The organism is Piscinibacterium candidicorallinum (assembly GCF_047549485.1).
In the GTDB taxonomy this organism is placed as follows: domain Bacteria; phylum Pseudomonadota; class Gammaproteobacteria; order Burkholderiales; family Burkholderiaceae_C; genus Piscinibacterium; species Piscinibacterium candidicorallinum.
In genome coordinates, this window is the sequence record NZ_CP180191.1 from 837401 (window position 1) to 864204 (window position 26804).

The window sequence follows — 26804 nt, forward strand, 5'->3', positions numbered from 1 at the left end:
GGCCGTGTTGCACGAGGCAGATGGCCTGCAGGCACGGCGCGTATGCACTGTGCGACCGTGCTGAACCGCTTGCACGGTGCTGCGGCCGCGCGTCGACAGCAGAGCGGAGGTCTTTCGCTGTTGGGCTACCTCGTCCCACATGCGCATTACTACTTTTTTATCCAGTGGTTTCTTAAGAAACTACATGAGATGCGCAGTCCAAGATCTTCTTTTCAAACCCATTTTGACTGCGAAAACCTCTCGTCAGGATCGCGCTAAGTGCTTCATTTCATTGGGTTTTTCGCTTGCGGGGGTGTTTTGCTTCACGTAGAGTGGCGAATTGTGGGAAGTAAGGGCAAAAAGTGGCGAACCGAACCCACAACGGGCGCACTTTTGGATCTGCTCAGGGATGTATCAAGGGTCGAACCTCATCACGTTGGACGCGAAGGGACGCATGGCGGTGCCGGCCCGGCATCGTGACGCCCTGATGGCGGCCTGCGAGGGTCGCCTCACACTGACCAAGCACCCCCACGGCTGCCTCATGATGTTTCCCCGCTCGACCTGGGAGATCCATCGCGAGCGCATCGCTGCCCTGCCCATGGAAGCCGCCGCCTGGAAGCGCATCTTCCTGGGTAGCGCGCAGGACGCCGAACTCGACGGCTCAGGCCGCGTGCTGGTGGCTCCGGAGCTGCGCAGCGCAGCCGGCCTCACGCGCGACATCATGCTCATGGGCATGGGCAGCCACTTCGAGATCTGGGATGCCGCCACGCTGGCGCAGCACGAAAGTGCCGCGATCGCGCAGGGCATGCCCGACGCCGTCAAGCAGCTCTCATTCTGAGCGGGCCCCGTGATTCATGACCTCCGCGGCGCCTCCAAAAGAGCACCGCACGGTGCCCCCTGCAACTTTGCAAGCCCCAGCCCACATCACGGTGCTGCTGCGCGAATCGGTCGATGCCCTGATCACCGACCCGGCCGGCACCTATGTGGACGGCACCTTTGGCCGCGGCGGCCACACGCGTCTGCTGCTGTCGCGTCTCGATCCGCAGGCACGGGTGTTTGGCTTCGACCGGGACCCGCAGGCGATCGAGTCTGCCCGCCAGCTGGCCGCCGAGGACGCGCGCTTCACGCCAATCCACGAGCCCTTCTCGAGCATGGAGCGCGAGCTGGCGGCGCGCGGCCTGGCGCAAGTGACGGGTGTGCTGCTGGATCTGGGCGTGTCGAGCCCGCAGATCGACACGCCCGAGCGGGGCTTTTCCTTTCGGTTCGATGCGCCGCTGGACATGCGCATGGATACCACCCGCGGCATGACCGCCGCAGACTGGCTGAACACGGCCGCGCAGGAAGACATCAGGGAGATCATCCATGCCTACGGTGAAGAACGGTTTGCTGCGCGAATTGCAGCGGCGATTGCTGCTCGCCGCGCGGTCCAGCCCATCACCCGCACGGGGGAACTTGCCCAGATCGTGGCAGGGGCCGTCAAGACCCGGGAGAAGGGGCAGGACCCGGCCACACGCACCTTTCAGGCTCTACGGATTTTCATCAATCGGGAGCTTGAGGAGCTCGAACAAGTTCTGATGCAGGCACAACGCATGATCCGTCCGCAGGGCCGTCTTGCCGTGATCAGCTTCCATTCGCTGGAAGACCGGATCGTCAAGCAGTTCCTTGCGCCTCCGCGCGCAGACGCCAGCCTGCGCCACCTGCCCGTGCGCGGTGAGGTGGCCGGTGCTGCACGCTGGGCGGATCTGGCGCGGATCAAGCCGGGCGAGGCCGAGGTGAGCGCCAATCCGCGCTCGCGCTCGGCCGTGCTGCGTGTGGCCACGCGCACCGAAGCCGCTGCACCGGAGGCGCAATGAAGCCGCTGCAGCTCATCCTCGGTGCGGCCGTGCTGGCCTCGATGTTCTCCATCGTCACGAGCAGTCATGCATCGCGCAAGCTCTTCGTGGCCATCGAGCGCGCCGACACCCAGGCCAAGCGCCTGGACACCGAGTTCCGCCAGTTGCAGGTGGAGCAGACCGCGCTGGCCAAGCCGGGCCTGATCGACAGCTCCGCGCGGCGTGATCTGCAGATGGAGCGCGTCACGCCCGCCCATACGCTGTACCTCAATGCGCAGGACGCACGCGCCGCCGCTGGCGCGAAGCCTGCAGGAGCTGCGCAATGAGCGCGCACCGCAAGACGCAGCTGTCCGAGGTGCGCAGCCGCGTGGCCATGGCAGTGCTGACGCTCGCCTTCATTGCACTGGTGGGCCGTGCGCTCTGGCTGCAGGGTCCGTTCTCGGACTTTCTGCAGGAAAAGGGCGAGCAGCGCTATGCCCGCACGCTGGAGATCCCGGCCGTGCGCGGCAAGATCATGGACCGCAACGGCGTCGTGGTGGCCTCCAGCATTCCGGCACGTACCGTCTGGGCGATTCCTGAAGACGTGGAGATGAGCGCCGAGCAGTCGCGCAAACTCGCCGCGCTGCTGGAGATGAACGAGCACGAGCTCGGCCGCCGCCTTGCAGATGAAGACCGCAAGTTTGTCTACCTGCGCCGCCAGCTTGACCCCGCCGTGGCCGACAAGATCGCCGCGCTGAAGATCCCCGGTATCCACTTCCGCGAGGAATACCGCCGCTTCTATCCGGAGGGCGAGGCGCTCGCCCACGTGCTTGGCTTCACTGACATCGAGGACAACGGCCAGGAAGGCATCGAGCTGGCCATGAACAAGACCCTGGCTGGCCAGACCGGCAGCCGCCGCGTGATCAAGGACCGATTGGGCCGTGTGATCGAAGACGTCGAGCACGTGCGGCCCGCGCTGCCGGGGCGCGACGTCACCCTGTCCATCGACAGCAAGCTGCAGTTCCTTGCCTTTTCCGAGCTGAAGAACGCCGTCGCCGAGCATCAGGCCAAGGCTGGCGCGATCGTTGTGCTGGATGCCCATACCGGCGAGGTGCTCGCCATGGCCAACTACCCGACCTTCAACCCCAACCAGCGCCGCGGTCTGACTGGCCAGCAGCTGCGCAACCGGGCGATCACGGACACCTTCGAGCCGGGCTCGACGATGAAGCCCTTCACCATCGCGCTCGGCCTGGAGAGCGGCAAGGTCTCGCCGCTGTCCACCATCCAGACCGGCGCGGGCAAGATGGAATTCGCCGGCCACACGATCAGCGATACCTCCGGCCACGGCACGCTCACTGTGGAAGAAGTGCTGCAGAAGTCCAGCAACATCGGCACCACCAAGATCGCCATGCAGATTCCGGCGAGCAAGATGTGGGGCCAGTTTGCGCAGGTGGGCTTCGGTCAGGCGCCGCGCATCGGCTTTCCCGGTGCGGCAGCAGGGCGGCTTCGCCCCGCCGAGAGCTGGCGCCCCATCGAGCAGGCCACCATGAGCTATGGCTACGGCCTGTCGGTGTCCCTGATCCAGCTGGCGCGCAGCTACACCGTGTTTGCCAATGACGGCGAGCTCATGCCCCTGTCCTTCACCAAGCTGCCGCAAGCGCAGCCGGGTGCCCGGGTGCTCACCGAGCAGAACGCGAAGGCCATGCGCAAGATGCTCGAGATGGCAGCCGGTCCCGGCGGCACGGCACCCAAGAGCCAGGTGATCGGCTACCGCGTGGCGGGCAAGACCGGTACCGCGCGCAAGCAGGGCCCAGGCGGCTACATGCCCGGCAAGTACATCGGCTCGTTTGTGGGCTTTGCGCCGGCGAGCAACCCGCGCGTGATCGTCGCAGTGATGATCGACGAGCCCTCGGCCGGCAAGTTCTACGGCGGCGAGGTGGCCGCACCCGTGTTCGCCGGCGTGGTGTCTGCCGGTCTGCGCGCACTGAACGTGACGCCGGACGCGCCCTACAAGACGCTCATCGTGCAGGACCGTGGTGTACAGGAACCGGTGGGGGAGAGCCTGTGAGCGTCGTCTCTCAATGGCTGCTTGACCATGCGACCTCCGGCGCCGATCTCGTGTCGGACAGCCGCCGCGTGCGCAAGGGCGATGTGTTCGTCGCTTACCCGGGCCAGACCCATGACGGCCGTGCCTATATCGATCAGGCGCTTGCCGCCGGTGCGGCTGCGCTGATCGTCGAGGCCGACGGCTTCGACGCTGCTGGCCGCCACTTCGACGTACCGGTGCTGCAGGTTTCGCAGCTCAAACGCAGCGCCGGTGAGATTGCCAGCGCCTACTACGGCCACCCTACCCACAAGCTCGCCGTGATCGGTGTGACGGGCACCAGCGGCAAGACGACGACCACGCAGTGGATCGCCCACACGCTCACCCGCGCCGGGCTGAAGTGTGGGGTCATCGGCACACTCGGCGCGGGTTTTGTGGGTCGCCTGCAGGACTTCGGCCTCACCACACCGCAGTCGGTGGACTTGCAGCGCACCTTTGCGCAGCTCGTGCGTGAGGGTGCGCAGGCCGTGGCAATCGAAGCGTCCTCGATCGGTCTGGTGGAGCATCGCCTCGCGGGCACGCGCTTTCACACCGCCGTGTTTACCAACCTGACGCAGGATCATCTGGACTACCACGGCACCATGGAGGCCTACGAGGCCGCCAAGCGCGTGCTCTTCACCTGGCCGGGCCTGAAGGCTGCAGTAACCAACCTGGATGATGCGGCTGGACAGCGCGTGGCCAAGCTGATCGCTTCGCAGGCCAACGTGCCGCATCTGGTGGGCTACGGCCTGCAGCGGCATGACGGCTTCGTGTGCGACATCGAGCTGTTTGTTCGCGAGCTTGCCTGGACCGCTGCCGGAGCCGAACTCGCCATGACTGATGGCGAAACCGAGATCCCTGCGCGTCTGCCTGCATTCGGCGTGTTCAACGTCAGCAATGCGCTGGCGGTGACTGGTGCGATGCTTTCACTCGGCATCCCCCTGGCCAACGCCGCCGAGCTGCTGGCCGATGTGCCGCTGGTAGACGGCCGACTGATGTCCTTCGGCGGCTCGGGCCAACCGCTGGTGATTGTGGACTACGCCCATAAGCCGGATGCGCTGGACAAGGTGCTGCAGGCCATGCAGCCCGTGGCTCGCGCACGCGGCGGCAAGCTCGTCTGCGTGTTCGGCTGCGGCGGAGATCGGGACGCGAGCAAGCGGCCGATCATGGGCGCGATTGCCGCGCGCCTGTCCGATCGCCTGGTGATCACCAGCGACAACCCGCGTAGCGAAGATCCGCTGACCATCATGGCGCAGATCGAAGCTGGCCTGCCCGGCGGCTCGGCGGCCAGTGCAGGCATCCCGGTCATTCTCCAGTCGGATCGTGCGCAGGCGATCGCTGGAAGCATTGCGCAGGCCAACGCGCTGGACGTGATCGTCGTGGCAGGCAAGGGCCATGAGACCTACCAGGAAGTGCGCGGCGTGAAGCACCCGTTCGAGGACGCGGCGCATGTGAAGGCGGCGCTGGCCGTGCGGGGAGGCGCGCGATGAGCATGCTCAGCCTGCGCCAGGCCGCGATGCTGCTGCCGTCCGATTGCCATGCCACCGTGCGCGGTGACGCGGACACGCTCTTTGCACGCGTGCACAGTGACACCCGCAGCCTGCAGGCCGGCGACCTGTTCGTGGCCCTGAAGGGTGAGCGCTTTGACGGCAACACCTTCGTCGCGCAGGCGGCTGCGGCAGGCGCAGTGGCTGCGCTTGTGCATCCCGATGCGCCGCTGCCTGAGGGCTATCCGGCGCTGATCGTTGCAGACACCAAGCAGGCCTTGGCCGCACTTGCCCATGCCTGGCGCATGCGCTTTGCCATTCCCCTGGCCGTGGTCACTGGCAGCAATGGCAAGACAACGACCAAGGAAATGATCGCCAGCATCTTCCGTGCGGCGGTGGGTGACGACGCGGTGCTGGCGACAGCAGGCAATTTCAACAATGACATCGGCCTGCCGCTCACGCTGTTGCGCCTGCGCGCAAAGCATCGTCTGGCGGTCATCGAGCTGGGCATGAACCACCCGGGCGAGACGGCGCTGCTGGCGCGTATCGCGGCGCCCACCGTGGCTCTGGTGAACAACGCGCAGCGCGAGCATCAGGAGTTCATGGCGACCGTGGAGGCCGTCGCGCAGGAGCATGCGGATGCGCTGCGCGCGCTTGCACCGCAGGGCACCGCGGTGTTCCCGGCGGACGACACCTACACGGACTTCTGGCGCCAGGCGGCGGGCGGGTACGAGTGCCTCACATTCAGCACGCATCCGGAAGCCGATTCCGCTTGTCTGGCGGGCTTCTCCAGCCAAAATGGTCTGAAGATCCGCATCCAGCGCGGATCTACGGTTTCGAGTGCGGGTGTCAGCCTGAACATCGACGGCGCGCATAACCACCACAACGCGCTGGCGGCGGCGGCCGTGGCGGTGGCCTGCGGCCTGGGCGACGACGCCATCGTGCGCGGACTGGAAAGCTTCCGGCCGGCCAAGGGCCGCATGCAGCGCGTCGGTGGCCTGCCGTTTGCGCTGATCGACGATAGCTACAACGCCAACCCTGACTCTGTGCGCGCCGCCATCCATGTGCTTGCACCGCTTGCGGGCAAGCGCCTGCTGGTGCTCGGCGACATGGGGGAAGTTGGCGACCAGGGCCCGGCATTTCACGCAGAAGTGGGTGCGTACGCCGCTGAGCACCGTATTGATCTGCTGGTGGCGATGGGCGAAGCCTGCCGAGAGGCCGTGAGGGCCTGCGTCTCTGCGGGTGGCCGAGCCGTCCATGTGGAGTCACTGGCCGCAGCCGTGGACGCACTCATGCAGGAACAACCCGGCGCCGGTGACACGGTGCTGGTCAAGGGCTCGCGCTTCATGGCCATGGAGCGCGTGGTCGAAGAAATCAAGAAGAGGGGAGGCGCCTGATGCTGATGTGGTTGGCGCAACTCGCACCGGAAATCGGCGCGTTCAACGTGTTCAGGTACATCACTTTCCGTGCGGTCATGGCCTGCATCACGGCCATCGTCATGGGGCTGGTGCTTGGTCCCTGGGTCATCCGCAAACTGCGTGAACTCAAGGTCGGACAGGCCGTGCGAACCGACGGGCCGCAGACCCATCTGGTCAAGAGCGGCACGCCCACCATGGGCGGCGCACTGATCCTGCTGTCGATTGCCGTGTCCACCCTGCTCTGGATGGACCTGACCAACCGCTTCGTGTGGGTCGTATTGATCGTGACTTTCGGCTTCGGCTGGATCGGCTGGGTCGACGACTACCGCAAGGTGGTGCACAAGAACCCCAAGGGCATGAGCGCGAAGGAGAAGTACTTCTGGCAGACGCTCATTGGCCTCGCAGCGTCCATCTACCTGGCCTTTGCCGTGTCCACACCGAATGTGGAGAAGAGCTTTGACCTGCTGCTGAACTGGCTGGCGTCCGGCATGACGATGCCACTGCCCGAGCGGGCCGACCTGCTTGTGCCCTTCTTCAAGTCGGTGAGCTATCCGCTGGGTGTATTCGGCTTCATCATCCTGTCCTACTTCGTGATCGTGGGCACGAGCAATGCCGTGAACCTCACCGATGGTCTGGACGGTCTGGCCATCATGCCCACGGTGCTGGTGGGCAGCGCGCTGGGCATCTTTGCCTACGTGATCGGCCGGGTGGATTTTGCGAAGTATCTGTTCTTCCCGCACATCCCCGGGGCCGGCGAGCTGATGGTGTTCTGCGCGGCCATGGGCGGCGCGGGCCTGGCTTTCCTGTGGTTCAACGCCCATCCGGCGCAGGTCTTCATGGGCGATGTGGGTGCGCTCGCGCTCGGCGGGGCGCTGGGCACCATCGCCGTGATCACGCGCCAGGAGATCGTGCTCTTCATCATGGGCGGCGTGTTCGTGGCCGAAACGCTCTCGGTGATGCTGCAGGTCTCCTACTTCAAATACACCAAGCGCAAGTATGGCGAGGGGCGGCGGATTCTCAAGATGGCGCCCCTGCACCACCACTTCGAGGTCTCCGGCTGGAAAGAGACCCAGGTGGTCGTGCGCTTCTGGATCATCACCATGATGCTGGTGCTGATCGGTCTGTCCACCCTCAAGTTGCGTTGACGTCCTTCTGATGGATTTTCTGAAAGACAAGTCGGTGCTGGTGCTCGGGCTCGGTGAATCCGGGCTGGCGTGCGCGCGGTTTGCAGCTCGCCACGGCGCCCATGTCACTGTGGCCGATACGCGCGAGCGGCCACCCGGCCTGGAGCAGCTGCGTACCGAGTATCCGGCAGTGACGGTGCGTCTGGGCGCATTCGATGCCGCGTTGCTCAATGACGTGCAGATCATGGCCATGAGCCCGGGGCTGGCCCCCACGCGACCGGAAATCACGCCGCTGCTGGCGACCGCAGCCGAGCGCGGCGTCACGGTACACAGCGAGATCGATTGGTTTGCGCTGGCGCTCGCACAACTGCAGGCTGAGCGTGGCTATGCACCAAAGGTGGTAGCCATCACCGGCACCAACGGCAAGACGACAGTCACGGCACTGACAAGCCACCTCGCGCAGGCTGCCGGTCAGGACGCCGTGGCCTGCGGCAACATCAGCCCCGCCGCGCTGGATGCGCTGCAGGCCGCACTCGATGCCGAGAGTCTGCCGCAGGTCTGGGTGCTTGAACTCTCCAGCTTCCAACTGCACTACACCAGCCTCCTGAAGGCTGATGCCGCCACCGTGCTCAACCTGTCTCAGGACCATCTGGACTGGCACGCTGACATGGCGGACTACGCCGCCGCCAAGGCGCGCATCTTCATCGGTACGCGGGTGCGCGTGATCAATCGCGATGATCCGCTGGTGGCGCCCATGGGCTCTGGTGCTGCGCCCGAGCATGTGGTCACGTTCGGCCTTGGGGAGCCGACGCTGCCCGGCGACTTCGGCACCCAGGACGCCGGCCTGAAGTGGCTTGTGAAGGCCCAGCCGGCCGACGACACGCCACGCAAGAAAAAGGACACCTCGCCCATCGAAGTCATGCAGAACCGCATGATGCCGGCCGATGCGCTGCGCATTCGCGGTAGCCATAACCACGCCAATGCGCTGGCCGCACTGGCGCTGCTACGCGCCATCGACCTGTCGCTCGCAGGCTTGCTCAAGGGCCTGCGCGACTATGCCGGCGAGCCACATCGCTGCCAGTTCGTCGCCAGCGTTGACGAAGTGGACTACATCGACGACAGCAAGGGCACCAACGTCGGCGCAACGCAGGCCGCCATCGCTGGACTGGCTGAAGGACGCCGCCGGATTCACCTCATTGCGGGCGGTCTGGGCAAGGGGCAGGACTTCAGTCCGCTGGCTGAACCCGTCACACGCTACGCCAAGACCGTGCTGCTGATCGGGCAGGACGCGCCGGTGATCCGCGCAGCGCTTGCAGGCGGCTCGGCCGAGCTGGTGGACTGCGTCGACCTGCCAGCCGCGGTCAACGCAGCGGCGCGACGTGCCGTGGCCGGCGACATCGTGCTGCTGTCTCCTGCCTGCGCAAGCTTCGACATGTTCAAGGGCTATGCGCATCGTTCCGAAATCTTCGTGCAGGCCGTAACCGCGCTGCAAGCCGAGCGGGGGCAGGCATGAAGCTCGGCGTGCGCCTACCCAGCTTCTCCGGCTTCGGCCGGCAGGACGCGCTGCTGCCCTCACTGCCCACGCGCACTGAAATGGCCAGCGTGGACCGTGTGCTCCTCACGACCATCGGCCTGCTGCTGGCCCTGGGTGCGGTGATGGTCTATTCCGCCTCAGTGGCGCTGCCCGATGCGCCGCGGTTCTCGAACTACTCGCCCACGCATTTTCTGTTCCGCCATGTGGTGTTCATCACCATTGCGCTGTGCGCAGCCATGGTGATCTTTCAGTTGCCCATGAAGTTCTGGCAGCGCTGGGCGCCCATCCTGTTCCTGGGCGGGCTAGCGCTGATGGTGCTCGTATTGGTGCCAGGCATCGGCAAGGGGGTGAACGGCGCGCACCGCTGGATTCCGCTGTACGTGATCAACCTGCAGCCTTCCGAACTGATGAAGCTCTTTGTCATCCTCTACGGCGCGGACTATGCGGTGCGCAAGCAGGCCGTGCTGCAGCAGTTCAAGCAGGGGCTGCTGCCCATCGTCGTGGTGCTGGGCGTGGTCGGCGGCTTGCTGCTGCTGCAGCCTGACCTGGGTGCCCTGATCGTGATCTCCGGAATTGCGGTCGGCATCCTGTTCCTGGGCGGCATGAGCCTGCGGATTTTCCTCGGCTCGGTCGCGGCGCTGACCACGGTGTTCGTTGCGGTGATCATGCTGTCGCCTTGGCGGCGTGACCGGATCTTTGCCTACCTCAACCCCTGGGACGAGCAGAACGCACTGAACCGTGCCTATCAGCTCACCCATTCGCTGATTGCCTTCGGGCGCGGCGAAATCTTCGGCGTGGGCCTGGGCGCCAGCGTGGAGAAGCTGCACTACCTGCCGGAGGCGCACACCGACTTCATCATGGCCATCATCGGCGAGGAGCTCGGATTCATCGGCGTGTTCTTCGTCGTCGCCTGCTTCTACATCATCGTGCGCAAGGCTTTCGAGATCGGCCGCCAGGCTATCAAGCTGGATCGTGTGTTTGCCGGGCTGGTGGCGCAGGGCATCGGCATCTGGATCGGCATTCAGGCCTTCATCAACATCGGCGTCGCCAGCGGTCTGCTGCCTACCAAGGGCCTGACCCTGCCCTTCATCAGCTACGGCGGAAGCGCCATGCTGATGAGCTGCGTGGCGATGGCTGTGCTGGCCCGCGTGGATTACGAAAGCCGCCAGATGATGCGGGGGAAGACGCTGTGATCATGCCGGCGAACAAGCACCTCATCGTCATGGCCGCAGGAACGGGCGGGCACATCATGCCCGGCCTGGCCGTGGCGCGCGAGATGCAGCAGCGCGGCTGGACCGTGAGCTGGCTGGGTACGACTCACGGCATGGAGAACCGTCTTGTGCCACCTAGCGGCCTGGCCATGGACACGATCACGTTCTCCGGCCTGCGGGGCAAGGGTGTGCTTCACACGCTCACAGGCGGCGTGCGGTTGCTCGGGGCGTTCTGGTCCTGCTTGCGCATCATGCTCAAGCGCAAACCGCAGGCCGTGCTGGGCATGGGCGGCTACGTCTGCTTTCCCGGCGGCATGATGGCCGCGCTACTTGGCAAGCCGCTGGTCCTGATGAACGCCGATGCGGCATTGCTGCTGTCGAACAAGGCGCTGCTCCCCGTGGCGGACCGTGTCACCTTCGGGTTTTCAGGCGGCCCAGCCGACTCGACAAAGGGCGCAGTCGTGACAGGCAACCCGGTTCGGAGAGAGATTGCCGAGCTTCGCGAACCTGCCGAGCGCTTTGCGACTCGCAACGGCCCGCTGCGCCTGCTGGTTGTAGGCGGCAGTCTGGGCGCCAAGATGCTCAACGAAACCCTGGTGCAGGCACTCAAGCTGATCCCTGAGTCTGAACGACCCATCGTCACCCACCAGACTGGGACGAGCCACGAGGGTAGTGTGCGCGCGGACTACGAGGCTGCCGGGGTGCGAGCGGAGGTTCGCGCCTTCATCGACGACATGGCGGCCGAGCTGGCGCGCTGCGATCTGGTGGTCTGCCGCGCTGGTGCGGTCACCATCTCGGAGCTCTGCGCCGCAGGCGTTGCGAGCGTGCTTGTGCCTCTGGTGGTCAGCACGACCAGCCATCAAAAGAACAACGCAGAGTGGATGGCCAGGCACGGCGCGGCCATTCACTTGCCGCAGTCAGACCTGAATGCGGAGTCGCTTGCTCGGCTGGTTGGTAGTCTGGACCGTGCAAAGCTGCTTGCGATTGCCGAGCAGGCCCGCAAGCTGGCACAGCCAAATGCTGCAGCGCGGGTGGCTGATGAGATTGAAGGGCTGGTGCGATGAAGCACGCGATCAAGCACATTCACTTCGTGGGGGTAGGCGGGTCCGGCATGAGTGGCATCGCCGAAGTGCTTCGCAACCTTGGCTACGCCGTGTCGGGCTCCGACCTGAGTGACAGTTCAACCACTCGGCGACTCGCCGAACTCGGCATCCGAATTGACATCGGTCATGACGCATCAAACGTCAAGGATGCTGATGCCGTGGTCGTTTCGACCGCTGTGGGCAACAGCAACCCGGAAGTGCAGGCGGCCCGTGCTGCCAAGGTGCCGGTGGTACCGCGCGCCGTGATGCTTGCCGAATTGATGCGTCTGAAGCGCGGTATTGCCATCGCGGGCACGCATGGAAAGACCACAACCACGTCACTGATGGCGAGTGTGCTGGCCGAAGGCGGACTGGATCCGACCTTTGTGATCGGCGGGCGACTCAACAGCGCCGGTGCCAATGCGAAGCTGGGCAGCGGCGACTACATCGTGGTTGAGGCCGACGAGAGCGACGCGAGCTTTCTCAATCTGCTGCCCATGATCGCGGTGATCACCAACATCGATGCGGACCACATGGACACCTACGGCCATGATTTTGCGCGCTTGAAGCAGGCCTTTGTGGACTTCACGCATCGTCTGCCGTTCTACGGGACCGCGGTGCTCTGTGCGGACGATCCGCACGTGCGATCCATCATGCCGCTGGTCAGCAAGCCGATCACGACCTACGGGTTTTCCGAAGAGGCCGAAGTGCGTGCAGTGGATGCACGAGCGGTAGGCACGCAGATGCACTTCACGGCGCTGCGCCCGGGCATGCCGCCATTGATGGTTGAACTCAACCAGCCGGGAATGCACAACGTACTCAATTCGCTCTCGGTGATTGCGGTGGCCTCGGAACTGGGTGTGGATGACAGCGCGATTCAGCGCGGGTTGTCTGGCTTCCGTGGTGTGGGTCGGCGCTTCACGCGTTATGGAGAGCTCAAGGCGCCGTCCGGCGCGCAGTTCGCGCTGGTGGACGACTATGGTCATCACCCGGTCGAGATGGCCGCCACGCTCGCAGCTGCGCGCGGGGCATACCCCGGTCGACGCCTTGTTCTGGCGTTTCAGCCGCACCGCTACAGCCGCACGCGCGACTGTTTCGAGGACTTTGTGAAGGTGATGGGGCAGGCCGACGCGCTGCTGCTTGCCGAGGTCTATGCAGCCGGCGAGACGCCGATCGTGGCCGCTGATGGCCGTGCGCTTGCCCGCGCGCTGCGGGTGGCCGGTCAGATCGAGCCGGTGTTTGTGGAAGAGATCTCGAGCATGCCGCAGCGCATCCTGGACACGGTGCAAGACGGCGATGTGGTCCTTGCGATGGGTGCAGGATCGATTGGCAACGTGCCGGCCAAGTTGATGGAGTTGACCAAATGAACCTCGGTCGCGTCGGTGTGCTGTATGGCGGCCGCTCCCATGAGCGCGAAGTCTCGATCATGTCGGGTACCGGCGTGCACAAGGCGCTGCTCGCCAAGGGCGTGGACGCCCACCTGTTTGACACGGGAGAACGTAGCCTCGCCGAGCTGGCGGCTGCCGGATTCGATCGCGTGTTCATTGCCTTGCACGGGCGTTTTGGCGAGGATGGATCGCTGCAAGGCGCGTTGGAGTTGCTTGGCATTCCGTACACGGGCAGCGGTGTGATGGCCAGCGCGATCGCCATGGACAAGATCATGACCAAGCGGATCTGGGCCAACCATGGCCTGCCAACGCCGCGCTTCGAAGTCCTCACCGACGGCAGCGAGCTGCGTACGGTGCCCGATCGGATTGGTCTGCCGCTCATGCTCAAGGCGCCGCACGAGGGCTCGACGATCGGCATCACCAAGGTCGTGGGCTACTCGGACATGACGCAGGGCTTCGCCGCCTGCCGCAAGTATGACGAGGAGATCCTCGCCGAGGAGTTCGTCAGTGGTCGCGAGCTGACTGTTGCCGTGCTCGGGCGTGGCCAGCAGGCTCGGGCGCTGCCCATCGTGGAGATCCGCGCGCCGGACGGCAACTACGACTTCGAGCACAAGTACTACAGCGACGATACGAAGTATCTGTGTCCCGCACCCATCGATGCAGCGCTGGCCGGCCGCATCCAGAACATTGCTGTGCGTGCGTTCAACGCCATCGGATGTGAAGGTTGGGCGCGAGTGGATGTGATGCTGCGTGCATCAGACGACGAGCCCTTCCTGCTTGAGGTCAATACATCACCAGGTATGACAGGGCATTCGCTGGTACCCATGGCAGCCCGCACCGCGGGAATGAGTTACGAGGACCTGTGTGTCCTTCTCGTGTCTGAGGCACGCCTGAAAACGGCGAGTCATTGAGAACGCATGTGGAACAACGCCAACGCACTGAACAAGCTCGCGGCGGTACTGATTACCGTGGCCACGCTCGCCCTTGCATGGGCGGGTGTCCAGTGGCTGGCGCGCCATCCGTGGTTTGCGATCAAGACGGTCCGCATCGTCGGCGACACAGCGCGTGTCAACGAGATCACGTTGCGGACCTCGCTCGTGAAGCGGATGCGCGGAACCTTCTTCACGACGAATCTTGCCGAGATCAAGCGCTCGGCCGAGGGTTTGCCCTGGGTGCGGCGCGCGCAAGTGAGCAGGCACTGGCCCAATGCCATCGTGATCCGACTGGAAGCACACCAGCCGCTGGCGCGCTTGAACGAGGCCCAACTGGTCAACACCCTGGGCGAAGCCTTCACCGTGAATCTGGGCGAAGTGGAAATGCTGGCCAAGCTGCCGGAGTTTGTGGGACCCGAGGGAACGAGCGCACAGATGAGCGAACGGTATCGCGTGCTCAGACACCATCTCGAACCGCTGGGCCTGCAGCCAGTGCGCGTGCTGCTGTCCGATCGACTGTCGTGGACCGTGGGTCTGCAACAGGGCACGGTGCTGGAGCTGGGGCGAGACATCGGCGCACAGCCCGTCGAGGAGAGGCTCATTCGATTTGCCCAGTACTGGGATGCGTCCATCCGCAAGCTCGGCGTGCCGCAGCGTGTGGATCTGCGCTACCGGGACGGCTTTGCCTTCTACTCACCCGGCTTGCGCGTAAAGGCCGGGCCGCAACCCAGCGCAGTGCGCACGCAATGACGACTCACCGAATCAGAGAGAACGGAATCACGGCATGAACGGTGAAAAGAACCTGTTGGTCGCGCTGGACATCGGCACATCGAAGATCGTGGCGATGGTGTCTGAGCTTGGCAGCGATGGCCGCATGCAGGTGGTCGGTATCGGCCAGCACCCCAGCAATGGGCTGCGCAAGGGCGTGGTGGTGAATATCGAAGCCACCGTGCAGTCGATCCAGCGTGCGCTGTCGGAGGCCGAGTTGATGGCCGGCTGCAAGATCACGCAGGTCTACACCGGGATTGCCGGCAGTCACATTCGAAGTGTGAACTCGCATGGCATGGTGGCGGTGAAGGACAAGGAAGTCACCGATGCGGACATCACCCGTGTGATCGAGACCGCGAAAGCGGTGCCGATCACCAATGATCTGCAGATCCTGCACGTCATTCCGCAGGAGTTCATCGTCGATGGTCAGGACGATGTGCGCGCGCCGCTTGGCATGGCGGGTGTCCGCCTGGAAGTGCGTGTGCATATCGTCACGGGAAGCGTCAGTGCGGTGCAGAACATCGTGAAGTGCGTGCGCCGTTGCGGTCTCGAAGTACAGGACATCGTGCTGCAGCCGCTGGCGTCCGCACGCTCGGTCCTGACGCGCGATGAGAAGGAGCTTGGTGTCGTGCTGGTCGACATCGGCGGCGGTACGACCGATATCGCCATCTTCGCGGGAGGCGCCATTCGCCATACGGCAGTGATTCCGATTGCGGGCGATCAGGTCACCAATGACATTGCCATGGCCTTGCGTACACCGTCGCCGGATGCTGAGGACATCAAGCTGCGCCATGGTGTGGCCAAGCAGGCCATGGCCTCACCCGAAGATCGCATCGAGGTGCCCGGTCTGGGTGACCGTGACCCGCGCATGCTGAGCCATCAGGCGCTCGCAGCCGTGATCGAGCCGCGCATCGAGGAACTGTTCTCGCTGGTGCATCAAGTGGTACGCGACTCCAACTACGAGAACCTGGTCAGTTCCGGCTACGTGCTCACGGGAGGCCAAAGCCTGATGCCCGGGATGGTCGAGCTGGGTGAGGATGTCTTCATGAAGCCGGTGCGCGTGGGTATGCCGATCTATGACGGCAACCTTGCCGATGTCGTGCGTACGCCGCGTTATGCCACCGTGATGGGTCTTCTGGACCAGGCGCGCGAGAACGCTGTCGCCGGTCGGCGTATCAGCGCCCAGACGGGCTCCTGGAAGAAGACGCTATCGCGCATGCGCGAGTGGCTTCTCAAGGCGTTTTGAGTGAATACAAGTTTCTGCAACCGCAGGGGAGCGTCGGAAGGGTTCCATTGCGCAGTCGGATTGAAGCCTTCCGAAGCCAACCTGCACACCTAGGAGAGACGGCCATGGCCATCGAAGTGATCGAAACTGAACAGCGCGGCACCATCATCAAGGTGGTGGGGGTCGGTGGTGCGGGTGGCAATGCCATCAACCACATGATCCGTACGGGTGTGCGTGGCGTGGAATTCATCGTCGCCAACACGGACGCGCAGGCACTGAGCGCAAACGCGGCCGACACCAAGATCCAACTCGGCTCCACCGGTCTGGGCGCCGGCAACAAGCCCGATGTTGCCCGGAACTTTGCAGACGAGGCCCGCGATCAGATCCGCGATGCGCTGGACGGCGCACACATGGTCTTCATCACGGCCGGCATGGGCAAGGGCACCGGCACCGGGGCTGCGCCCATCATCGCTCAAGTGGCCAAGGAGCTGGGTGCGTTGACCGTGGGTGTTGTCACCAAGCCCTTCAGCTATGAAGGCCCCAACAAGATGGACGTGGCCGTCAACGGTGCGGACGATCTGGCACAGCACGTGGACTCGCTGATCGTGATCCTCAACGAGAAGCTCGAAGAGGTCTATCCGGACGCGACCATGAAGCAGTGGTACGGATTCGCAGACGAGGTGCTCAACAAGGCCGTGGCCGGGATTGCCGAGATCATCAATGTGCCGGGTCACCAGAACGTCGACTTCAACGACGTCCGCACGATCATGAGCGACAACCGCGGCAAGGCCATGATGGGCACGGCCACGGCCCGCGGCACCACCCGCGCCAAGGATGCCGCCGAGGCAGCCGTGGCCAGCCCGCTGCTTGAAGGGATCGACCTGTCCGGTGCGCGCGGCGTGCTGGTCAACATCACTGCGCACGAAGACACGCTCAAGGGCGCAGAGGTCAAGGAAATCCTGAACACCGTGCGCAACTTCTGCGCGCCGGACGCGCTGGTTGTGCATGGCGTGGCCTACGAAGAGGGTATGGGCGAAGACCTGCGTGTGACCGTGGTGGTGACCGGGCTGGGCCGCAAGAAGATGCAGCTTGTGCCGCCGGTGCAGCAGCCGGCACTGCGCACCGGCACCTACGACGTCGCCCCGGCGATGAATCTGACTTCGCCGCCGAGCACCGCGCAGATCCAGACGCCCCAAGCGCCGATGACCGCTGCGCCGGTCGCTGCCCAAGCTGCATCTGCGCCGGTCACTGTGCCTGACTTCGGTAATTACGACACGCCTGCTGTGTGGCGCAACGGTCGCAGCGAAGCCCAAGCCAAGGTGAATGCCATGCAGGAAAGCGGCATGGATCGCTTCGACATCCCGGCGTTTTTGCGCAAGCAAGCAGACTGAAGCGCAAGCAGCGCAAACGAAAAGGCCGCACCACTAGAAGGTGCGGCCTTGCGGGGCCAAGCAAGTCCCGCGTGGGTGTCGGCGGCGGATCGAATGAGTGCCTCCCCGACGCTTTCAGCATGGTTCACGAGTCACGAAAACGCAATGTGACAAAAGCATCGCGCTGATAGAAATGTTTTGCCAGAGTCGCGCAGGAAAATAACTGACCGGCGGGTAAACTACTGTCATGTACTTGCAACGCACCATCAAGGAAGCGGTTCGCGCCACTGGCGTCGGCCTGCACTCTGGCCGCAAGGTGCAGATGACCCTGCGCCCGGCTGCGCCAGGCACAGGCATCGTCTTCCGGCGGATTGACCTTGACGCGCCGGTGGACATTCCCGCTCGCGCCACCGGTGTGGGCGACACCATGCTCGCATCGACCCTGACTGCGGCGGGTGCCGATGGCTCGCCGGTGAAGGTGTCGACGGTCGAGCATCTGATGGCAGCGTGCGCTGGGCTGGGCATCGACAACCTCTACGTCGATCTCACCGCTGAAGAAGTGCCGATCATGGATGGTAGCGCTGCCACATTCATCTACCTGCTGGAATCCGCCGGCATCGATGTTCAGCAGACGCCCAAGCAGTACATCCGGGTGCTCAAGCCCGTCGAAGTGCGTGAGGCAGACAAGTTTGCGCGTTTGTCGCCGTACTTCGGTTACCGGCTGGACTTCAAGATCGCCTTCAATCACCCGGCAGTCAACGCGACGGGCCAGGAAGCCACGTTCGACTTCGGCGAAGCGTCCTTTGCGCGGGAGGTCGGCCGAGCACGCACATTCGGCTTCACCGCAGAGGTCGAAGCCTTGTACGCCAAGGGCCTGATCCGCGGCGGCAGCATGGACAACGCCATCGTGCTGGACGAATACCGCGTGCTCAATGACGGCGGTCTGCGCTTCGGCGACGAATTCGCCAAGCACAAGTTGCTAGACGCCGTGGGCGATCTCTATCTAGCGGGACATCCGCTTCTTGCGCACTACGAGGCCTTCAAGTCGGGTCACGGCCTGAACAACAAGCTGCTACGCGCCCTGTTGGCTGACGAGACAGCCTGGGAGCTGGTCAGCTTCGACGCTGCCGAAAAGGCGCCGCGCTTTGCTGCGGCGCAGGTCGCGGCCGCGTTCTAGCACCGCACCCATCGGTCCGACCCATGCTCTTGCTGCGGTCTCTGGCCTTGGCGGTTGCGATCGCCATCATCGTGCTGGTCGGTCTCGCGGTAATCACCGGTAATCCGCGTTACAAGCGCTGGGCAATGCGCCTGGGGATTAGCTTCGTCGCGGTGGCGGTGATGCTCGGCCTCGGGGTGCTGCTCTCGTCCTGGCTGGCCGCGGCTTAGTGGCCGCTCACTTTTGCAGCGAGCCTTGTGCGAGGCGCAACAGCGCCTGAGCCAGCGCCGGATTCTCAATCTCTCGCGCGGTGCTGGCGAGTACCGCGCGAGACTCGGTATCGATCTGCTGGCGGCGTTCGCGGCGTGTCGGGTTGATCGGCCGTAGATCGGACGGCAATTGATGCCCCACCCGGATTGACCTACAGTCCCACCCCCGGCGCGCCAGTTCGGCCGTCAGTTCCGGGCGGACATGGTTCAGGCGCGCCTTTTGGGCCGAGCTGGCGCAGGCAAGCACCAACTCGCCGTTCTCCAGGCGGAGCGCTTGCACGCGGAGCGCAGCCAGAGAAAGTGCGTGCAGCGCCGAGTCCACCGAAGACTGCAGTTCAGCCAGGGTCAGGGCGCGCTTGAGCCAGTCTGCATCGGACACGCCAATGCAGTCGGCCAGACGCCGTGGGCGGCGTGGGGTGCTCGGGCTTGCAGGTCGAACCATGAAGGCAGTCTGCCAGAAACTTCAGTCCTGCGCGGGATGACTGCGCAGCAATCCAAGACACACTCATGCAGATCATTCTTGTTCACAGTGGACTGAAGGCCGCGCGGACGCTGACCCTGTCGGCGCGGCATGTGGTGTTGGCCGCGGTTGCGCTGACAGTGCTTGTGGTGGCTTTGGCCAGCGCGCTGAGCTACGTGGCGGCATCGCGCTCGATCATCGGCAACATTCCAATCCTCAAAGACTTCTATCTGTCTTTATCTCACGATCAAGTGCAGGAAAAAGACGCTTATTTACGCGAAAACATCAACACCCTGGCGGTTCGGCTGGGCGAGATGCAGGCGCAGATGACGCGGCTGGACGCCCTGGGTGAGCGTGTGTCAGGTCTCGCAGGCGTGAAGCCCGGCGAGATCAATTTCAAGACGCCCCCCGGCCGCGGCGGCGCGCTGCCCACCATCAGCCGCGATCTGAGCATCGAGGAGCTGACCCGTCAGATTGACGAGCTTTCCGGCAAGCTGGATGGCCAAGCGGACTTCCTCAACCTGGTGGAGAGCGAGCTGATGGGCAAGCGTGTGGTGACCCAGAAGATACCGACCCGGCAGCCCGTGCTGGGCTACAACGGCTCCGGGTTCGGCTGGCGGATCGACCCGATCACCGGTCGGCAGACCCAGCATCTGGGCATCGACTTCCAGGCGCCCACGGGCACGCCGATTCTGGCTGCAGCCGGCGGCGTCGTGATCGCCGCGGAATACCACCCGATGTTCGGCAACATGGTCGATATCGACCACGGCAACAACCTGCTGACACGCTACGCGCATGCCTCGCGCATGTTCGTGAAGCCCGGCCAGATCGTGAAGCTGGGCGACAAGATCGCCGAGATCGGCTCCACGGGCCGCTCCACTGGCCCGCACCTGCACTTCGAGGTGCATGTGGCCGGCGTGCCGCAAGATCCCATGAAGTTTCTTCGTGCCGGCACCGACATGAGCGCGGCCCAGGCGGCGGCCAATGCAGCGCTGGGTGTCCGGCCGCGTTGACACCCACGCCCCCGGAGCACGCTTGAACTTGTTGCGGCCGGCGCCATCTGAGAGCGATCTCCGGGTGCCACCTCGGCAAGTTGGCGGCACCCCCCGTGTAAACTGCCTTCAGCCATTTGCCTGACGGGAAGGCTTCGGTCCGCGCTGATGTGAGCGCATGCTGACCGGAGCCTTTTTTCTTGCCCCGTCGGCCCACAAGAATCAGGCCCCCAGAAAGTCATGCTCCAAAAGTTTCTGACGTCCATTTTCGGCAGCCGTAACGAGCGCCTCCTCAAGCAGTACCGCGGCGTGGTTGCCAAGATCAACGCGCTCGAGCCAGCCATGAAGGCCCTGACCGACGAGCAGCTGCAAGCCAAGACGGCGGAGTTCAAGGAGCGGCTTGCGCAGGGCGCCACACTGGACAGCCTGCTGGTCGAAGCCTTTGCCGTGGTGCGCGAGGCCAGCGTGCGCGTGATGGGCATGCGCCACTTTGACGTCCAGCTGATCGGCGGCATTGCGCTGCATCAGGGCAAGATCGCCGAAATGCGCACCGGCGAAGGCAAGACCCTCACCGCCACCACCGCCGTGTACCTCAATGCCCTGCAGGGCAAGGGCGTGCATGTGGTGACCGTGAACGACTACCTCGTTCAGCGTGACGCCGAATGGAACGGCCGCCTGTACAAGTGGCTTGGGCTGACGGTGGGCTTCAACGTCGCGAACATGGAGCGCGAGGCCAAGCAGCAAGCCTACGCCGCCGACGTCACTTACGGCACCAACAACGAATTCGGCTTCGACTATTTGCGCGACAACCTCGTGCAGGACGTGGCCGATCGCGTGCAGCGCCCGCTGTCCTACGCAATCGTCGACGAAGTGGACTCGATCCTGATCGACGAGGCCCGCACACCGCTGATCATCTCCGGCCAGGCCGAAGATCACACCGAAACCTACATGCGCGTGAACCAGGTCCCACCCCTGCTCAACCGCATGAAGACCGAGCCCAAGCCCACCGAGCCCGAGCCTGAGGGTGACTACTGGGTCGATGAAAAGGGCCAGCAGATCCATATCGGCGAGCGCGGCTACGAGAAGGCTGAGCAGATCCTCACGCGCATGGGCCTGCTGCCCGAAGGCGCCTCGCTCTACGACCCGCAGCACATCACCCTGCTGCATCACGTCACCGTGGCCATCCGCGCCCATGCGCTGTTCCACAAGGATCAGCACTATGTGGTGCAGAACAACGAAGTCGTGATTGTGGACGAGTTCACCGGCCGGCTGATGTCCGGCCGCCGCTGGAGCGATGGTCTGCACCAGGCGGTCGAAGCCAAGGAAGGCGTGCCCATCCAGGCCGAGAACCAGACCCTGGCCTCGATCACCTTCCAGAACTACTTCCGCATGTACGGCAAGCTGGCCGGCATGACCGGCACTGCCGATACCGAGGCCTACGAGTTCCAGCAGATCTACACGCTGGAAACCGTGGTCATCCCGACGCACCGCCCGATGATCCGCAAGGATCTCAATGACCAGGTCTTCCGCACGTCCAAGGAAAAGTACGACGCGATCCTCAAGGACATCGTCGAGTGCCATGGCCGCGGCCAGCCCGTGCTCGTCGGCACGACCAGCGTGGAGAACTCCGAGCTGATCTCCGGCCTGCTGACCAAGGCCAAGCTGCCGCACCAGGTGCTCAATGCCAAGCAGCATGCACGCGAAGCCGAGATCGTGGCCCAGGCCGGCAAGCCCGGTGCGATCATGGTGGCCACCAATATGGCCGGCCGCGGCACCGACATCGTGCTGGGCGGTAATGTCGAAAAGCAGATCCAGTTCATCAACGCCGACGCCGCCATTCCCGAGGCCGAGAAAGCCACCCGTGCGCAGAAGCTCAAGGATGAGTGGCAGAGCCTGCACGACCAGGTCATCGCATCGGGTGGTCTGAAGATCATCGGCACCGAGCGGCATGAGAGCCGCCGTATCGACAACCAGCTGCGCGGCCGCTCCGGCCGCCAGGGCGACCCCGGCGTCTCGCGCTTCTACATGAGCATGGACGACTCGCTGCTGCGCATCTTTGCCGGTGAGCGCCTGAAGTCCATCATGGACCGTCTGCGCCTGCCCGAGGGCGAGCCGATCGAGGCCGGCATGGTCACGCGCTCGATCGAATCTGCGCAGCGCAAGGTCGAAGCCCGCAACTTCGATATCCGCAAGCAACTGCTCGAGTACGACGACGTCGCCAACGACCAGCGCAAAGAAATCTACGCCCTGCGCAACACCATTCTTGAAAGCAAGGATGTGGGCGACATGGTGCGCGACCTGCGCCATGGCGTGATGACGGAGCTGTTCCGCAGCCACGTGCCCGAGGAAAGCGTCGAGGAGCAGTGGGACCTGGACAAGCTGCAGCAGGAGCTGGCCAGCGAGTACCAGCTCAATCTGCCGCTGCGCGACTGGGCCGATAAGGAAGAGGCCGACGACGCCGAACTGCTCTCGCGCATCATCAAGGCTGCTGACGAAGCCTACGACGCCAAGGTCGAGCAGGTGGGCCGCGAGCCCTTCGCCAACTTCGAGCGCAGCCTGCTGCTGCAGAGCATCGATCTGCACTGGCGTGAGCACATCTCCGCACTGGACCATCTGCGTCAGGGCATCCATCTGCGCGGCTATGCGCAGAAGAACCCCAAGCAGGAATACAAGCGCGAAGCCTTCGAGATGTTCGGCACCCTGCTGACCATCATCAAGAACGAAGTGACCCGTGTGGTCATGAACGTGCGCGTGCAGTCGGCCGAGCAGCTTGAGCAGGCCGAAGAGGCGCTGGAAGAGAGCACGGCCGTCAGCAAGATGCAGTACCAGCACGCGGCCTATGACGATCTGGCCGAAGTCGCCGCCGGCGACCCCGGCACCGACGAGCCGCCCGTGGAAGTGCGCCAGCAGCCCATCGTGCGCTTTGGCGACAAGGTCGGCCGCAACGACCCCTGCCCCTGCGGCTCGGGCAAGAAGTACAAGAACTGCCACGGCAAGCTGGCCTAAGGCGCCCAAGACGCGCCGAGGAGCGCGAAGGCGCAGGCCTTCAGTGCTCAGCCCGATCGGGTCGGAGATGGTGTGAATACATCATTTTCGGCCCGATTTTCATTCGAGCGAGAATCGGCCAAAACCCGCTCTCTACATGCGGAAAGCGCCCAATTGACCGTTGTGAAATCCGTTGCTTTCGGCCACTTTTGGATTCATCCGGTGTTCGGCGGCTCGCGCTGCAGATCGACGGCCCACGGGCAATAGAATCGGCCGCAACCCCGCCTGAACCCCGCACCCGTTGCGCACCAAGGAGCCGCCTGAATGGCCGTCAATCTGCTGCCGCCCGACCCCGCCGCCGTTTTTCCTGTTGCAGGCATCGAACTCGGCTTTGCCAAGGCCCGCATCAAGAAGTGGGACCGGCACGACGTGATGCTCATGCGTCTGGCGCCGGGCACGCGCGTGGCCGGCGTGTTCACGCAGAACGCCTTTGCCGCGGCGCCCGTGCAGGTCTGCCGCGAGCACTTGAAGCGCGGCGACGGCATCCGTGCGCTGGTGGTCAACGCCGGCAACGCCAACTGCGGCACCGGCGAACAGGGCTTGGCCGCGGCGCGCGACACCTGCCGCGCCGTGGGTGAACTGCTTCAGTGCGCACCCGAGCAGGTGCTGCCGTTTTCAACCGGCGTGATCCTCGAGCATCTGCCCGTGGACAAGATCCGCGGCGCGCTGCCGGCGGCCGTGGGCGAGCTCAAGGAGAACGCCTGGGCCACCGCCGCGGCCGCCATCATGACCACCGACACCGTGGCCAAGGCCGTGAGCGAGCGTGTGGAGATCGACGGCGTGACTGTGACGGTGACGGGCATCGCCAAGGGCGTGGGCATGCTCCAGCCCAACATGGCCACCATGCTCGCGTATCTGGCCACCGACGCAAAGATCGCCCAGCCGGTGCTGGACCGCTGGGTGAAGGAGGTGGCTGACGCCTCGTTCAACCGCGTCACCATCGACGGCGACACGTCCACCAACGACAGCTTCGTGCTGCTGGCCACGGGCAAGGGCGCGCACGCCGAGATCCGCGACGAGTCCAGCCCCGGCCATGACCGCCTGCGAGCCGCGCTGATTGCCGTGGCGCAGGAGCTCGCCATCAAGATCGCCCGCGACGGCGAGGGCGCCACCAAGCTCATCACCATCGAGGTCGAGGGCGCCAAGGACGCCGACGAGGCGCACCGCGTGGGCAAGTTCATCGCGCATTCGCCGCTGGTCAAGACCGCGTTCTTCGCCAGTGACCCCAACCTCGGCCGCCTGATCATGGCCGTGGGCAATGCCGTGCCTGAACTGAACACTGCGGGCGTCAGCATCTGGCTGGGTGACGTGCTGGTGGTGGACCGCGGCGGGCGCGCGGCGAGCTACACCGAAGACCAGGGCGCGGCGGTGATGAAGCCCGAGGAAATCTCCGTGAAGGTGATGCTCTCGCGCGGCAACGCCCGCACCACGGTCTGGACCTGCGACTACAGCTACGACTACGTCAAGATCAATGCGGAATACCGCACCTAAGCGCGCCGCAGCGGCCTTGAACGCGGTGGCTGCTGACGGTGATGCCACCGAGCGCATCGCCGCCGCGCTGGAGCGCATTGCCGATGCACTCGCGCCGCGCCCCAAGGCGCCGGACTGGAGCGCGTCGATCGCCTTCCGCTGGCGCGTGCGCGCCGGCGTCGGGCAGCTCGAGCCAGTGCAGCATCTCGCCGAGATCGATCTCGCAGACCTGCTGAACATCGATCAGGCGCGCGATCTGGTCGTGGCCAACACGCGCCAGTTCGTGGCTGGCCGACCCGCCAACAACGTGCTGCTCACTGGCGCGCGCGGCACGGGCAAAAGCTCGCTGGTGCGAGCCTGTCTGCATGCGTATGCGCGCCAAGGGCTGCGTCTGATCGAGGTCGACAAGAGCGACCTGCACAACCTCGGAGACATCATCGAGCTGGTGCAGGGCCACCCCGAGCGCTTCATCATCTTCAGTGACGATCTGAGCTTCGAGGAGGGCGAGAGCAGCTACAAGGCACTGAAGAGCGCGCTGGATGGCTCGATCGCTGCGGCCAGCGACAACGTGCTGATCTACGCCACCAGCAACCGCCGCCACCTCATGCCCGAGCACATGCGCGAGAACCTCGCCGCCACGCATGACGAAGACGGCGAGCTGCACCCGGCCGAGACCACCGAGGAGAAGATCTCGCTCTCCGAGCGCTTCGGCCTGTGGGTGAACTTCTACGGCTTCTCGCAGGACGAGTACCTCGCCATCTGTGCGCGCTGGGTCGAGCAGCTCGGCCAGCGCTTTGAAGAGGCTGCGCAAACCGCTGCGCTGCAATGGGCGCGCGAGCGTGGCGCACGCTCCGGCCGCGTGGCCCTGCAGTTTGCGCGCGACTGGGCCGGCCGCCAGGCAGTACGCCCGGGAGCCAAAAGCAAGAATGGCTCTGGGCGGGGCTCTTCAGGCCAAAATGGCTCGAAACCCTTGCCAGACAAGCGGAAAGCCATTTCAAAATCCGCCAAGCCGATGCGATGAATGTCGCGGTGAAGCTCACCGAGGTCGCCGTCGGCGTGATCCTCGATGACCGCGGGCAGGTGCTGTTCGCACAGCGCCCGGCCGGCAAGCCCTATGCGGGCTGGTGGGAGTTTCCTGGCGGCAAGATCGAAGCCGGCGAGACGGTGCAGCAGGCGCTGTACCGCGAGCTCGAGGAGGAGCTGGGCATCCGCATCTGCGACTGCCAGCCCTGGATCACCCTGCAGCATGTCTACCCCCACGCCACCGTGCGGCTGCAGTTCTGCAAGGTGCGCGGCTTCGATGGCACACCGCACGGCCGCGAGGGGCAGGCCTATCTCTGGGCCGATCCGCAGCGCCCGGTGGTTGACCCCATCCTGCCCGCGGCGATCCGCATGCTGCCGTGGCTGTCTCTGCCGGAGCTGCTGCGTCTGTCTGCAGCAGGCGTGCTCGGTGTGGAGGCCTGGCTGGCGCGTCTGGGCGCTACGCCCCGCGCCATGCTGGTGCTGCGTGAACCCGACCTGAGCAAGCCCGAATTGAAACGCGTGGCCACAGCCGTCAGTGCCTGGCGGCGCGCGACCGGCAGCACAGTGCTGGTGTCCAGCCGGCATGTGCATGCAGACTGGGTTGGCGAGTTTGACGGCGTGGTCCTGACTGAGCGCGATCTGCTCGCGGCATCAGCACGGCCCGCGCCGCATCAGTGGGTCGGCGCCAGTGTGCATGGCCGCGCAGGCATCGAGCATGCGGCCCGGCTGGGTCTGGACTTCGTGATGCTGGGTGCCGTGAGTGCGACCGCGTCGCATCCAGGCGAGCCCGGCATGGGCTGGACGGCGTTCGCGCAGCTCGCCGCTCATGCACCACTGCCGGTCTACGCACTCGGCGGGCTTGCGTCGGCGGACCTGGATCATGCCCGCGCGGCGGGCGGGCAGGGTGTGGCCTTGCTGCGCGGCGGGTGGTAGTGCGCCGCGAGCCCCAGCCTGCGTGCGGCGGGTGTCGTTGAGAA

General features: G+C 64.8%; 23 protein-coding genes. 22 read left to right on the plus strand and 1 reads right to left on the minus strand.

Annotated features, from left to right (window positions below):
* Nucleotides 1-388: 388 nt before the first annotated feature.
* The 17 genes from mraZ (at nucleotide 389) to ACMDW7_RS03875 (ending at nucleotide 18798) form a co-directional block, all read left to right on the plus strand.
* A complete protein-coding gene (gene mraZ, locus ACMDW7_RS03795) occupies nucleotides 389-817 on the plus strand; it encodes a division/cell wall cluster transcriptional repressor MraZ (RefSeq protein ID WP_054125679.1) in 429 nt (142 codons plus the stop codon).
* Nucleotides 818-869: 52 nt separating this feature from the next.
* Nucleotides 870-1832, plus strand: coding sequence for a 16S rRNA (cytosine(1402)-N(4))-methyltransferase RsmH (gene rsmH / locus ACMDW7_RS03800; protein WP_377305426.1), 963 nt, complete (start codon nucleotides 870-872; stop codon nucleotides 1830-1832).
* Nucleotides 1829-2137: a cell division protein FtsL gene (gene ftsL / locus ACMDW7_RS03805; protein ID WP_377305424.1), complete on the plus strand. Its 309-nt coding sequence runs from the start codon at nucleotides 1829-1831 to the stop codon at nucleotides 2135-2137. Before rsmH ends, ftsL begins: the two co-directional genes overlap by 4 nt.
* Complete coding sequence (locus ACMDW7_RS03810; RefSeq protein WP_377305422.1) at nucleotides 2134-3858, plus strand: peptidoglycan D,D-transpeptidase FtsI family protein; 1725 nt, start codon at nucleotides 2134-2136, stop codon at nucleotides 3856-3858. Before ftsL ends, ACMDW7_RS03810 begins: the two co-directional genes overlap by 4 nt.
* Entirely contained in the window at nucleotides 3855-5363 is a 1509-nt protein-coding gene (locus ACMDW7_RS03815) for a UDP-N-acetylmuramoyl-L-alanyl-D-glutamate--2,6-diaminopimelate ligase (protein ID WP_377305420.1), read from the plus strand. The genes ACMDW7_RS03810 and ACMDW7_RS03815 overlap by 4 nt, the downstream gene beginning before the upstream one ends.
* Nucleotides 5360-6757, plus strand: a complete 1398-nt coding sequence (locus tag ACMDW7_RS03820) for a UDP-N-acetylmuramoyl-tripeptide--D-alanyl-D-alanine ligase (protein ID WP_377305418.1) — start codon at nucleotides 5360-5362, stop codon at nucleotides 6755-6757. Before ACMDW7_RS03815 ends, ACMDW7_RS03820 begins: the two co-directional genes overlap by 4 nt.
* Nucleotides 6757-7923: a phospho-N-acetylmuramoyl-pentapeptide-transferase gene (gene mraY / locus ACMDW7_RS03825; RefSeq protein WP_054125685.1), complete on the plus strand. Its 1167-nt coding sequence runs from the start codon at nucleotides 6757-6759 to the stop codon at nucleotides 7921-7923. Before ACMDW7_RS03820 ends, mraY begins: the two co-directional genes overlap by 1 nt.
* Nucleotides 7924-7933: 10 nt before the next feature.
* Nucleotides 7934-9415 (plus strand): UDP-N-acetylmuramoyl-L-alanine--D-glutamate ligase, encoded by a 1482-nt coding sequence (murD, locus tag ACMDW7_RS03830; RefSeq protein ID WP_377305416.1) that lies wholly within the window; start codon nucleotides 7934-7936, stop codon nucleotides 9413-9415.
* Nucleotides 9412-10629 carry a putative lipid II flippase FtsW gene (gene ftsW / locus ACMDW7_RS03835; protein ID WP_377305414.1) on the plus strand — a complete coding sequence of 406 codons (1218 nt, stop codon included), beginning with the start codon at nucleotides 9412-9414 and terminating at the stop codon, nucleotides 10627-10629. Before murD ends, ftsW begins: the two co-directional genes overlap by 4 nt.
* Nucleotides 10630-10631: 2 nt before the next feature.
* Nucleotides 10632-11711, plus strand: coding sequence for an undecaprenyldiphospho-muramoylpentapeptide beta-N-acetylglucosaminyltransferase (gene murG / locus ACMDW7_RS03840; protein WP_377305412.1), 1080 nt, complete (start codon nucleotides 10632-10634; stop codon nucleotides 11709-11711).
* Nucleotides 11708-13096 (plus strand): UDP-N-acetylmuramate--L-alanine ligase, encoded by a 1389-nt coding sequence (gene murC, locus ACMDW7_RS03845; protein ID WP_377305410.1) that lies wholly within the window; start codon nucleotides 11708-11710, stop codon nucleotides 13094-13096. The genes murG and murC overlap by 4 nt, the downstream gene beginning before the upstream one ends.
* The gene (locus ACMDW7_RS03850; protein ID WP_377305408.1) at nucleotides 13093-14028 is read left to right on the plus strand and encodes a D-alanine--D-alanine ligase; all 936 of its coding nucleotides are present in this window, start codon (nucleotides 13093-13095) and stop codon (nucleotides 14026-14028) included. Before murC ends, ACMDW7_RS03850 begins: the two co-directional genes overlap by 4 nt.
* Nucleotides 14029-14034: 6 nt before the next feature.
* Nucleotides 14035-14799 carry a cell division protein FtsQ/DivIB gene (locus tag ACMDW7_RS03855; RefSeq protein WP_377305406.1) on the plus strand — a complete coding sequence of 255 codons (765 nt, stop codon included), beginning with the start codon at nucleotides 14035-14037 and terminating at the stop codon, nucleotides 14797-14799.
* Between the two features lie 34 nt (nucleotides 14800-14833).
* Nucleotides 14834-16063, plus strand: a complete 1230-nt coding sequence (gene ftsA / locus ACMDW7_RS03860) for a cell division protein FtsA (RefSeq protein ID WP_054125692.1) — start codon at nucleotides 14834-14836, stop codon at nucleotides 16061-16063.
* A gap of 104 nt (nucleotides 16064-16167) precedes the next feature.
* A complete protein-coding gene (gene ftsZ / locus ACMDW7_RS03865; RefSeq protein ID WP_377305404.1) occupies nucleotides 16168-17433 on the plus strand; it encodes a cell division protein FtsZ in 1266 nt (421 codons plus the stop codon).
* A gap of 226 nt (nucleotides 17434-17659) precedes the next feature.
* Nucleotides 17660-18589 carry a UDP-3-O-acyl-N-acetylglucosamine deacetylase gene (gene lpxC / locus ACMDW7_RS03870; RefSeq protein ID WP_377305402.1) on the plus strand — a complete coding sequence of 310 codons (930 nt, stop codon included), beginning with the start codon at nucleotides 17660-17662 and terminating at the stop codon, nucleotides 18587-18589.
* 23 nt (nucleotides 18590-18612) lie between these two features.
* A complete protein-coding gene (locus ACMDW7_RS03875; RefSeq protein ID WP_377305400.1) occupies nucleotides 18613-18798 on the plus strand; it encodes a hypothetical protein in 186 nt (61 codons plus the stop codon).
* A gap of 7 nt (nucleotides 18799-18805) precedes the next feature.
* Here the strand turns inward: ACMDW7_RS03875 and ACMDW7_RS03880 are convergent, their stop codons facing one another.
* Complete coding sequence (locus tag ACMDW7_RS03880; RefSeq protein WP_377305396.1) at nucleotides 18806-19279, minus strand: DciA family protein; 474 nt, start codon at nucleotides 19277-19279, stop codon at nucleotides 18806-18808.
* A gap of 65 nt (nucleotides 19280-19344) precedes the next feature.
* Between ACMDW7_RS03880 and ACMDW7_RS03885 the strand changes: the two genes are divergently transcribed.
* From ACMDW7_RS03885 to ACMDW7_RS03905, 5 genes are all read left to right on the plus strand, one after another.
* Nucleotides 19345-20310, plus strand: a complete 966-nt coding sequence (locus ACMDW7_RS03885; protein ID WP_377305394.1) for a M23 family metallopeptidase — start codon at nucleotides 19345-19347, stop codon at nucleotides 20308-20310.
* 219 nt (nucleotides 20311-20529) lie between these two features.
* Nucleotides 20530-23295 (plus strand): preprotein translocase subunit SecA, encoded by a 2766-nt coding sequence (gene secA / locus ACMDW7_RS03890; protein WP_377305392.1) that lies wholly within the window; start codon nucleotides 20530-20532, stop codon nucleotides 23293-23295.
* Nucleotides 23296-23598: 303 nt separating this feature from the next.
* Complete coding sequence (argJ, locus tag ACMDW7_RS03895; RefSeq protein WP_377305390.1) at nucleotides 23599-24825, plus strand: bifunctional glutamate N-acetyltransferase/amino-acid acetyltransferase ArgJ; 1227 nt, start codon at nucleotides 23599-23601, stop codon at nucleotides 24823-24825.
* On the plus strand, nucleotides 24806-25825 hold the full coding sequence (locus tag ACMDW7_RS03900) for an ATP-binding protein (protein ID WP_377305388.1): 1020 nt from the start codon (nucleotides 24806-24808) through the stop codon (nucleotides 25823-25825). Before argJ ends, ACMDW7_RS03900 begins: the two co-directional genes overlap by 20 nt.
* Nucleotides 25822-26760, plus strand: coding sequence for a Nudix family hydrolase (locus tag ACMDW7_RS03905; protein ID WP_377305387.1), 939 nt, complete (start codon nucleotides 25822-25824; stop codon nucleotides 26758-26760). Before ACMDW7_RS03900 ends, ACMDW7_RS03905 begins: the two co-directional genes overlap by 4 nt.
* The last annotated feature ends 44 nt before the right edge of the window (nucleotides 26761-26804 follow it).

What these genes read in the sequence shown, in the direction of transcription:
- ACMDW7_RS03880 (WP_377305396.1), bottom strand. Translation starts at nt 19,279, where the DNA reads ATGGTTCGACCTGCAAGCCCGAGCACCCCACGCCGCCCACGGCGTCTG.
- mraY (WP_054125685.1), top strand. Translation starts at nt 6,757, where the DNA reads ATGCTGATGTGGTTGGCGCAACTCGCACCGGAAATCGGCGCGTTCAAC.
- ACMDW7_RS03820 (WP_377305418.1), top strand. Translation starts at nt 5,360, where the DNA reads ATGAGCATGCTCAGCCTGCGCCAGGCCGCGATGCTGCTGCCGTCCGAT.
- secA (WP_377305392.1), top strand. Translation starts at nt 20,530, where the DNA reads ATGCTCCAAAAGTTTCTGACGTCCATTTTCGGCAGCCGTAACGAGCGC.
- argJ (WP_377305390.1), top strand. Translation starts at nt 23,599, where the DNA reads ATGGCCGTCAATCTGCTGCCGCCCGACCCCGCCGCCGTTTTTCCTGTT.
- ACMDW7_RS03875 (WP_377305400.1), top strand. Translation starts at nt 18,613, where the DNA reads ATGCTCTTGCTGCGGTCTCTGGCCTTGGCGGTTGCGATCGCCATCATC.
- ftsL (WP_377305424.1), top strand. Translation starts at nt 1,829, where the DNA reads ATGAAGCCGCTGCAGCTCATCCTCGGTGCGGCCGTGCTGGCCTCGATG.
- ftsA (WP_054125692.1), top strand. Translation starts at nt 14,834, where the DNA reads ATGAACGGTGAAAAGAACCTGTTGGTCGCGCTGGACATCGGCACATCG.
- ACMDW7_RS03810 (WP_377305422.1), top strand. Translation starts at nt 2,134, where the DNA reads ATGAGCGCGCACCGCAAGACGCAGCTGTCCGAGGTGCGCAGCCGCGTG.
- murG (WP_377305412.1), top strand. Translation starts at nt 10,632, where the DNA reads ATGCCGGCGAACAAGCACCTCATCGTCATGGCCGCAGGAACGGGCGGG.
- ACMDW7_RS03855 (WP_377305406.1), top strand. Translation starts at nt 14,035, where the DNA reads ATGTGGAACAACGCCAACGCACTGAACAAGCTCGCGGCGGTACTGATT.
- ACMDW7_RS03900 (WP_377305388.1), top strand. Translation starts at nt 24,806, where the DNA reads ATGCGGAATACCGCACCTAAGCGCGCCGCAGCGGCCTTGAACGCGGTG.
- lpxC (WP_377305402.1), top strand. Translation starts at nt 17,660, where the DNA reads ATGTACTTGCAACGCACCATCAAGGAAGCGGTTCGCGCCACTGGCGTC.
- mraZ (WP_054125679.1), top strand. Translation starts at nt 389, where the DNA reads ATGTATCAAGGGTCGAACCTCATCACGTTGGACGCGAAGGGACGCATG.
- ACMDW7_RS03850 (WP_377305408.1), top strand. Translation starts at nt 13,093, where the DNA reads ATGAACCTCGGTCGCGTCGGTGTGCTGTATGGCGGCCGCTCCCATGAG.
- ftsW (WP_377305414.1), top strand. Translation starts at nt 9,412, where the DNA reads ATGAAGCTCGGCGTGCGCCTACCCAGCTTCTCCGGCTTCGGCCGGCAG.
- murC (WP_377305410.1), top strand. Translation starts at nt 11,708, where the DNA reads ATGAAGCACGCGATCAAGCACATTCACTTCGTGGGGGTAGGCGGGTCC.
- murD (WP_377305416.1), top strand. Translation starts at nt 7,934, where the DNA reads ATGGATTTTCTGAAAGACAAGTCGGTGCTGGTGCTCGGGCTCGGTGAA.
- ACMDW7_RS03905 (WP_377305387.1), top strand. Translation starts at nt 25,822, where the DNA reads ATGAATGTCGCGGTGAAGCTCACCGAGGTCGCCGTCGGCGTGATCCTC.
- ftsZ (WP_377305404.1), top strand. Translation starts at nt 16,168, where the DNA reads ATGGCCATCGAAGTGATCGAAACTGAACAGCGCGGCACCATCATCAAG.
- ACMDW7_RS03885 (WP_377305394.1), top strand. Translation starts at nt 19,345, where the DNA reads ATGCAGATCATTCTTGTTCACAGTGGACTGAAGGCCGCGCGGACGCTG.